This window comes from Psychrobacter sp., from assembly GCF_035469765.1.
Lineage (GTDB): Bacteria > Pseudomonadota > Gammaproteobacteria > Pseudomonadales > Moraxellaceae > Psychrobacter.
This window is the reverse complement of the sequence record NZ_DATIRM010000087.1, coordinates 1-9,171: the sequence shown is the minus strand read 5'-3', so window position 1 is coordinate 9,171 and position 9,171 is coordinate 1. Positions and strand designations below refer to the sequence as shown.

Genomic DNA, 9,171 nt, shown 5'->3' with positions numbered 1-9,171 from the left:
ATAATCCAGGAAGTGTAAAGACTGTGGCTGTCTATTTAGACCTTGCCGTGTTTACTTCTTATGTATTTACTTACGCATCTACGTTCGCACATCAGCAACCAATTGCTTACCGCATTTGATAAGCAGTCGCTGCATCACATGCATACGATACTCACGGCTGGCTCTTACATCAGTCATCGGCGAGACATCATTAGATAGCATTTGTGCCGCCTGCTCAAAACTGGCAACATTCACTGCTTGCCCAATCAGCGCTTGCTGACACTCTGCCGCCAATAAAGGTATCGCCGCCATGCCGCCAAGTCCAAATTTTGCATTTTGGATAGTCATGCCATCTGCTGACAAATCAAGTCTCGCAGCAAGCAAGCACGCTGATATATCATCTTCGTAACGCTTACTAATCTTATGAATATAGAGATACTGATGGTCTTGCATCAGCGGAATATGAAGGGCAACCACGTAACTACCAGTACGCAGCTTGGTTTTTTTATAATCCAAAAAGAATTCAGATAAAGGAATGATCTCGTCAATACAAGACCCTTGATTTGAATAGACATTATTAGCATTGGTATTGTCAGCAGCACTATCAACATCCGAACTTTCAAAAGCAGCGCAATGACGCAGATGAATATGAGCATCTAATGCCAGTAGAATGGGAGGCAAATCGCCAATCGGTGAGGCATTAGCGACATTACCGCCGATGGTGCCCATATTACGGATTTGCGGAGAAGCAATACGTTCAAACAAATTGGCGAATTCAGGGAAATGCTGTTTAAGGATAGGCAGCATGCTCTTATAGCTCATGCCAGCGCCCAATACTAAAGACGGTACTTCATTATCGCTTTTTGACTGCTCATCAGCATTTAGGCTTAACGCTTGCAGTGACCAAGATTTTAACTCATCTATCGCTGACAGTTGCACGATAACATCATGATCTACTAAGTGCTGCGTCACACTTAAGCCTAAATCTGTACCGCCTGCCCAAATGGTCGCTTTTGGATTAGCAGATAGCACTTGATTCAGCTCATCAATCGATTGCGGAATAAACAGCTTGCGCGAATCTTGTGTCAGTGCAGGCTCAATGAGGTTGGTTGTCGTTACAGAAGATGAAGGCTGCTTGTACTGCTGCTTGCTACTTGCCATCGCATCGGTTGCCAAATAAATGCTCAAATCTTTGGCAACGGTCTGATCCGTATCTCGTTGCTTACCGATAGCACTCATCGCCAAGCCAGCCTCGATAATGGGACGATAACCTGTACAGCGGCAAAGATTCCCGGCAATTGAAGCAACGATATCATCGTAGCTTAAATCATCAGTAATCACCCCTTTTTTGACTTGCAAACGATGATTCTCGTAGGTGCTAGCTAGTGTCATCACAAATCCAGGCGTACAAAATCCACACTGCGAGCCATGGCATTCGACCATCGCTTGCTGCGCAGGATGCAATAAAGCACGTTCTGGATGATGTTTAGGATTGTCTGCAATATAAGCAGCCGTCATCAGATGATGACCATCCATTAACGATAGGAGAGTAATACAGGAATTTAGCGTATAAAAAGGCGCATCAGAAGAATCTGCATTGATGGTAGGTAAGCGCTGCGCCATCACTGTACAGGCACCGCAGTCGCCACTGCCACAGCCTTCTTTGGTATCAGTCTGGCGTTCGTGCAAGCGCAAATACTCAAGCACCGTGGTATTCGGATTGAGGTCAGTTAATTGCTTATATTGACCGTTCAAATAAAAATGAATCATAGCAATGCTCAGCTGTCAGAATAAAAGGAAGATAAAAGACTGCTTTATCTTTAATCGAATAATAAATTCTAACAATCAGTATCTTAAAGGATAGCCGCGCACAAATGCCCTACCCTTAAGTGAGTACTTAATGACCATGTTAATAAAATTTATACGATGATGTTCATCATACCTACATCAATACTGAGAGTTATACGTGTATTGAATAAGCTGACTGCCTATCTGACTACTGACTTGCTCAGGCTTAATCTGTTTGCGGTTTGAGCTTTTTGATTTACCAGTGATGCATGAGCATCTACAATAAATATAAAAGCAATAATAAGGATTTAGGTATAGGATTAACTACCCTATCGGAAAATCGAGGAATATAAGCACAGTTAAAACATCCTTTTGTGGCTTAACTTACATCAACATTCCGTGTCAAAGGGGGTTATTAACCATTAAGTGAATAATTGCTGACTAAACGGTTAAACTTATATTATCACTATCTTTATTTAACTTACAACTCAAAAAAATGTGTCATTTCGCTTAAAAAGCCAGAAAACTTCATAGTATCACTCCTTGTCAGCTAAAACACTTAACGGTTCTTAGTCTACAGTCATCTATTAAATTTAAGCATAAAAAAACGATCAGCAACTACTCACCAAATTTCTGGGAATAATTACTGACCGGCGTTTTTACTGTTATAGGTATTATTTTATTGGCAATGAGTCAATCTTTTAACTGTCTATAAGATTGTTAAATGCCAAGTTACCTATACTAAGTTGTTACTCTGTACCCAGTTCCAACAAGCTCGCGTTACCACCGATGGCGGTAGTGTTAATGGTTCTTACGCGCTCAGTAACGAAGCGGTAAAGGTAATCAGGCGTTAGCATCTCTGATAATCCGTCCATATCAGTGACGCTAATGACTTGCGTCAACATGCCATCGGTCTTGGCAAGCTCTTGGCTGACAGCCTGCACTTCTTGTCGATTACCGGAAACAGCAACTTGCGCGAGACGATCGATGTATAAAAGCGTCACTGTTTGCGAGTCATTGGCAACACTCAGTACATCATCGCTGATGCCACTCTCATAGAGTATTTTTGCCGCTGCAATGCACATCTCATCTTGGCTTGGGCAATGCAATATCACCTCATTACCAGTTAATAGTGCCGCTAGCAATTGTCCAAGTACCGCCATCGCGCGGGCAGATTCGCTACCGATAACCATAGTCTTACCGCGACCCGTTACGTACAAGTCATTGGACTCGCCCGTCGCGCCAGTCATACGGTGTTCTTCATCCAGCATGGGTGCGGCGCTCAATAAATGATTGAACAGACGCTTTGCTTTATTAGCATCACCCGTCAGCAATGCCAGTTTTGGCGTGGCTTCTTGTAGATAGGTGGCGCGGTTCACTGCACCCAGTAAACGCCAAGTTTCACAAACTTGGCCATGATTTTTTTTGAATTCAGTTGCCATAGTGCTACTCCTTATGCGATTGTCGTTTGAGTGTTGGTTTCGGTCGTGTTGTTTTTAGCAGCTAACTGCTCAGTCGTTAATGTCATTAAACGAGCGACATAGTGCGGACCACCTGCTTTCGGACCTGTACCCGATAGACCACAGCCACCAAAGGGCTGTACGTTTACGACCGCACCGATTTGGTTGCGGTTGATATAAGTATTACCGACAAACGTACGTCGCTCGATATGCTCTACGGTATTTTCGATACGACTATGAATCCCTAGAGTTAAACCAAAACCGGTTGCATTGATGGCATCAATCAGATTATTCAAATCACGCGCTTCATAACGTAGCACATGCAGAATAGGACCAAAATGCTCACCGCCAATCACATCGATACTTTTTACTTCAATCGCCGTTGGTAATACAAACGTTGCCTGCTCTTGACTGACCATTGAGCTGTCAGTCATCGGTGTCTGCGCCAAAATAGTAGCCGTTGGCTCAGCGCGCATGCGTTCGATATGCGCTTCAAGTCCACGTTTGGCATCGATATCAATCACTGGACCCACATCTGTGGTCGCGTATAGCGGATTGCCAACGACCAATTCAGCCATATTACCTTGCAACAGCTCAATCAAATCATCTGCCATCTCTTCTTGTACACATAAGATACGACACGCTGAACAGCGCTGACCAGCTGAGCCAAAGGCAGATAACACTGCATCTCTCACCACTTGCTCAGGCAATGCCGTTGAATCCACTATCATGGCATTCTGTCCGCCGGTCTCAGCGATAAACACAGGCAGCTCACCATTTACTTGAGCATGGGCGTTTAAGCTTTGGTTGATGCGCTGTGCCGTTTGGGTGGAGCCAGTAAATATCACGCCAGCGATATTGTCAGCAGCCGTTAATGCACCGCCAACGTCGCCTGCACCAGTGACAAATTGTAGCGCACTAGCAGGCACGCCTGCTTGGTACATTAACTGCGCACCGAAATGAGCGATTAAGCTCGTCTGTTCGGCAGGTTTTGCCACCACGGTATTACCCGCAGCCAGCGCTGCAACCACTTGACCGGTATAAATAGCCAATGGAAAGTTCCAAGGGCTGATACAAATAAAGGTACCACGTGCTTTATAAATTTGACGCGACGGCTTGCCTGCCAAATCGGTAAACTCGTAAGCCACATCATCCAAACGCTCTGCTTCATCGGCATAGAAACGGCAAAAATCCACCGCTTCTTTAATCTCATCAATGCTGTCTTGTAGAGTTTTACCTGCTTCAACTTGGCATAATGCCATCAGCTCTGCATAGTTCTCTTCATATAAGTCCGCTATTTTACGCAGTATCGCCGCACGCTTAGTAGCAGCAACAGCTTGCCACTCGCCTTGTCCAGCGACTGCCGCCGCAATTGCTTGTTGTGCGATAGTAGCATTAGCATAAACAACTTCACCAGCGATAACTTCATGGTTCCAAGGCGCACGTACGGCTTGTTTATCAAGCTGATGAGTGTCGCCATCTACCTTATTATCACTGACTGCGTTGCCATTAATAACAGAAGTCGCTGACCAAGTCTTATGCAAATGACGGTCAATAGCCGCTTTAAACGGTATCCATTGCGATTCTACAAAGATATTGGGACCAAAGCTGGCACGGCGCGCACCATAAATAGCTAACGGCAATGGAATGTCTGGGTTATGCAGCGTTGCATTGGCAAGCAGCTTGTCATATGGATGCACAGTTAGCTTATCAATCGGATAAGATTTGTCTAATAGCTGATGGACAAATGAGCTGTTGGCACCGTTTTCGAGCAATCGACGTACTAAATATGGTAGCAAATCTTTATGAGCGCCAACCGGTGCATAGATACGCACAGGGATTTTATACGCTTGTAAGATATGGTCATATAGCGCATCACCCATGCCATGCAGACGCTGAAACTCAAAGTCTCTGTGCGAACTCATAGTCATGATTGACGCAAGCGTATGCGCGTTATGAGTAGCAAACTGTGGCCAGATTAACCCGCGCAAATGCTCTGATAATAAAAAGCGTGCACAAGCCAGATAAGCGGTGTCCGTACCTTCTTTACGCGTCCAGACTGGATAACCTGAGAGACCTTTTTGCTGAGCAAGCTTAATCTCGGTGTCCCAATAAGCGCCTTTTACCAGACGTACAGGAATACGGTCGCCTACTTCAGTCGCCAAGCGTGCAAGCCACGCTAAAATAGCAATCGCACGCTTTGAGTAACCTTGAACGACCAAGCCCAAGCCATCCCAATCGGCTGTTAGATTGTCGCGGTATAGAGATTCAAATAATTTTAATGATATTTCAAGACGATCGGCTTCTTCAGCATCAATACTGAGGTCGACATTGACCTCACGTGCTGCTTCAATCAATAGCAAGCAGCGTTGACGCAATAGCCCCATGACTTGCTCTTCTTGGGTGGCTTCATAGCGCGGGTGCAACGCGGACAGCTTAATAGAAACTGAAGGTTTTGGCATCCCTTCTTTAACTTTGATACTGGCCGTCGCTTTAATGGCATGCAAATAATCGTTAAAGTATTTTTCAGCATCTTTATGAGTAATTGCCGCTTCACCTAACATATCAAAGGAGTAGGTATAGCCTTTATTGCGATACGGTTGGCTGTTTTTATTAGCATCTTCGATGGTTTCACCAAGTACAAACTGATGTCCCATGATACGCATGGCTTTTTGCATAGCACTACGAATGACAGGCTCGCCCATCTTTTTAGTCATACGATCCAAAAACCCAGATGCCGTGGTATCACTATCGATACTCACCACACGACCCGTCATCATCATGCCCCACGTTGAGGCATTGACCATAAAACCATTGTCATTTTTTAGATGTTTTTTCCAATCAGCCACGCTCATTTTGTCATGAATCAGCGCATCAGCAGTATAATTGTCTGGTACTCGAATCAAAGCTTCTGCCAAGCTCATCAGCAAGATACCTTCTTGGGTATCAAGACTATATTCAAGCAATAATGAATCGACCATCTTTACCGCTTTACCATCATTACGTACGTGCTCGACCAACTGACGTGTCTGCATGGTAGCACTATCACGCTCCGCATCTGTCGGTTTGGCAAGTGGCAACAACTGCGTCAACCAGCGCTCTTCATCAACACTATACAAAGGCGATATACGTGCATGCAGCTCTGTTGACGACTGAGCAATATAGTCTGGTGACAACAAATCGATAGGATTAAATAAAATCGGCTCTTGCGGGGTAAATTGCTCTACTGGGTTCATAACAACTCCATAACTTTAAAATCCATCATAAGTGATGCGCTGGGGCTTTTTAACATTAAGACTTTTTGGTATTGTGACTTTTAAATATTGTGACGCTAAAACATTGTGACGTTTCATTATCTACCCTATCAAGAAAGGCAATCAATCACAATCCGCCATTAAGCAGCGTGAGTGATTCGGCGTCGATAACATACATAATAATGAATAGAGCAAACAACAGTATTAAAAACACGAGAAAATCCAGCATAAGCTGGAAAAGGTCAAGTAGATCGTTTGACTGTGCAACGGACTACGTCAACAATACAAAGGCAACAACATAAAACTAAGCGGCATTAGTGCCTTCTTCTTGTTAGTAGTGAAAGGAGAGTGATTGCAATGTAAAATGACAATATGCAATGCTGATTCACTGATAAGAAAAACCTCTACGGCGTTGATTGAGGTGATGCGCTTAATATCTGCATATTACCATGAAACAAATTTTCAAACTAACAATATTACGCATTTTAGCCAATTATAATAGTGTTAAAAAACATAGAGTTATTCACGTATATATAAATGTGACGCTTTGGTTATAATTTCAGATTTACTATTCACCATTAATTGTTTTATGAATCAAACAGTTGGCACGGCTATCGCCAAACAACAGGAATATTAAGCATAAAAAAACCCTTCTTATCATCTAATAATAAGAAGGGTTTGCACCTTACTGCTATATCTATATCAGCTGTGCCTAAAACCCTGCATCAGTTAATATAAAATGCTAGATAAAGATGATTTTAGCAAGTAATACCGCTGTCAAGATCCAAACAGGAATGCTGACATCAGAGAATTTACCAGCCACTACCTTGATGGCAGTAAAGGTGATAAAGCCAAGCGCAATACCGTCAGCGACAGAATAGGTCAAAGGCGTAAACAACAGTACGACCACGACTGGCGCCGCTTCTGTTAAGTCATGCCACTTAACGTCCTTTAACGTCTGCATCATCAATACAGCCACATAAAAAATAGCGCCTGCTGTCGCATATCCTGGAATCATACCAGCGAGTGGTGAAAAGAATACACTAAGTAAAAATAACACACCAACGGTCACAGCCATCAATCCAGTACGACCACCTGATGCGATACCTGAAACACTTTCAATATAACTGGTCGTCGATGACGTACCTAGTAATGTACCTGCTACAGTCGCCGTCGAATCTGCTAACAGCGCCTTACCCATATTCGGGATTTTACCATCTTTACCAATCAAACCTGCTTGAGTGGTGGTTGCAATCAGCGTACCCGCCGTATCAAACAAATCGACGAATAAGAAAGCAAAAATAACACTGATCATCGCCACATCAAACGCGCCGGCAATATCAAGCTGCATCAGTGTCGGAGCAATAGACGGCGGCGCTGAGATAATACCTGCAAACTGCGTATTACCAGTGATAAGGCTAATTAGGGCAACCAGCAAAATACCAATCGTAACCGCGCCTGGTACCCTTTTATGAGATAAGCCAACAATCATGATAAAACCAAGCGCTGCCATTGCTGGTGCAAACGAGGTCATATCACCCAGACCCACTAACGTCGCATCATTATTGACGATAACGCCAGCAGTCTGTAACGAGATAAAGGCTAAAAATGCACCAATACCAGCAACAACACCTTGTTTGATACTATATGGAATAGAATTAATGATGATTTCACGAATTTTAAATAAACTTAGTAGGACAAAAATACAGCCAGACAAAAACACCGCGCCAAGCGCCGTTTGCCAAGTGTAGCCCATGCCCAAAACCACGCCATAAGTAAAGAAGGCATTGAGTCCCATACCTGGTGCTTGCGCTACTGGCAAACGGGCATAAAACCCCATGATAAAACAACCAATCGCGGCAGCAAGACAGGTAGCTACAAATACCGCGCCCTTATCCATACCTGCATCTGCAAGTACGTTAGGGTTAACAAATATGATGTAAGCCATCGTTAAAAACGTGGTTACGCCAGCTAAAATCTCTGTTTTGATCGTGGTGTTCTCACCATTGATCCCAAAATATCGTTCAATTGCGTTCATAAAAGTCGCTTCCAAATTGCAGTAAGTAAATTATCATTATAAAAATAAAATTGTACTGATAAATATCGCTTCCACATTGCGACGATAGAGACCGCTTTTAACTCAAACATAAAAAAGATACACCCAAATTGCGACGATAAATGACGCTTCCAAATTGCGACTGTAAATGACGCCTATATACTAAGGTTAGAGATGATGCTTTTAGTCCTTTAGCCACACACTATTTGCCTAATGTAAAACCACCGTGAAAATTACAGCAACAAACCATAACATTTTAGTGAAGTTGTCTTACAATTTCAATGAATGACAACTCCTTACGCACGTGAGGATACAAATTAGTTGACGAGATGGACAGTATTCCATAATAACCATGCTGTCTACCTTATATTTTAAAAAACTATCCACTGCCCAATTAACACATTATTAATGATATTTACCAAGATTAACAGTACACTAGGGGGTTAATATGAATGCGCCATTTAGATTGGCTATTATTAATTGTCCATGAGTCCTCTACATGCCTGAATCATTAAATATTATCGACCTTATTACTCAAGCGAGCCTATTGGTTCAGATCGTCATGGCTCTGTTGTTATTGGCATCGTTAGTCAGCTGGGTGATTATTTTTCGCATGAGTGCGCGTCTTGGCACT

General features: G+C 43.2%; 4 protein-coding genes and 1 pseudogene. 1 reads left to right on the top strand and 4 read right to left on the bottom strand.

The window, feature by feature from the left end; genetic code table 11:
- Positions 1 to 78: 78 nt before the first annotated feature.
- The 4 genes from VLN09_RS02410 to VLN09_RS02395 form a co-directional block, all read right to left on the bottom strand.
- Positions 79 to 1,749: a xanthine dehydrogenase small subunit gene (locus tag VLN09_RS02410; protein WP_325243618.1), complete on the bottom strand. Its 1,671-nt coding sequence runs from the start codon at positions 1,747 to 1,749 to the stop codon at positions 79 to 81.
- 767 nt (positions 1,750 to 2,516) lie between these two features.
- Positions 2,517 to 3,209 (bottom strand): 1-pyrroline-5-carboxylate dehydrogenase, encoded by a 693-nt coding sequence (locus VLN09_RS02405; RefSeq protein ID WP_325243617.1) that lies wholly within the window; start codon positions 3,207 to 3,209, stop codon positions 2,517 to 2,519.
- A gap of 11 nt (positions 3,210 to 3,220) precedes the next feature.
- Positions 3,221 to 6,463, bottom strand: coding sequence for a bifunctional proline dehydrogenase/L-glutamate gamma-semialdehyde dehydrogenase PutA (putA, locus tag VLN09_RS02400; RefSeq protein ID WP_325243616.1), 3,243 nt, complete (start codon positions 6,461 to 6,463; stop codon positions 3,221 to 3,223).
- A 760-nt stretch (positions 6,464 to 7,223) separates the two neighbouring features.
- Complete coding sequence (locus VLN09_RS02395; protein ID WP_325243615.1) at positions 7,224 to 8,519, bottom strand: NCS2 family permease; 1,296 nt, start codon at positions 8,517 to 8,519, stop codon at positions 7,224 to 7,226.
- A 517-nt stretch (positions 8,520 to 9,036) separates the two neighbouring features.
- Here VLN09_RS02395 and VLN09_RS02390 point away from each other — a divergent pair.
- Positions 9,037 to 9,171, top strand: a pseudogene (locus VLN09_RS02390) (protein TolQ); the annotation flags it as partial.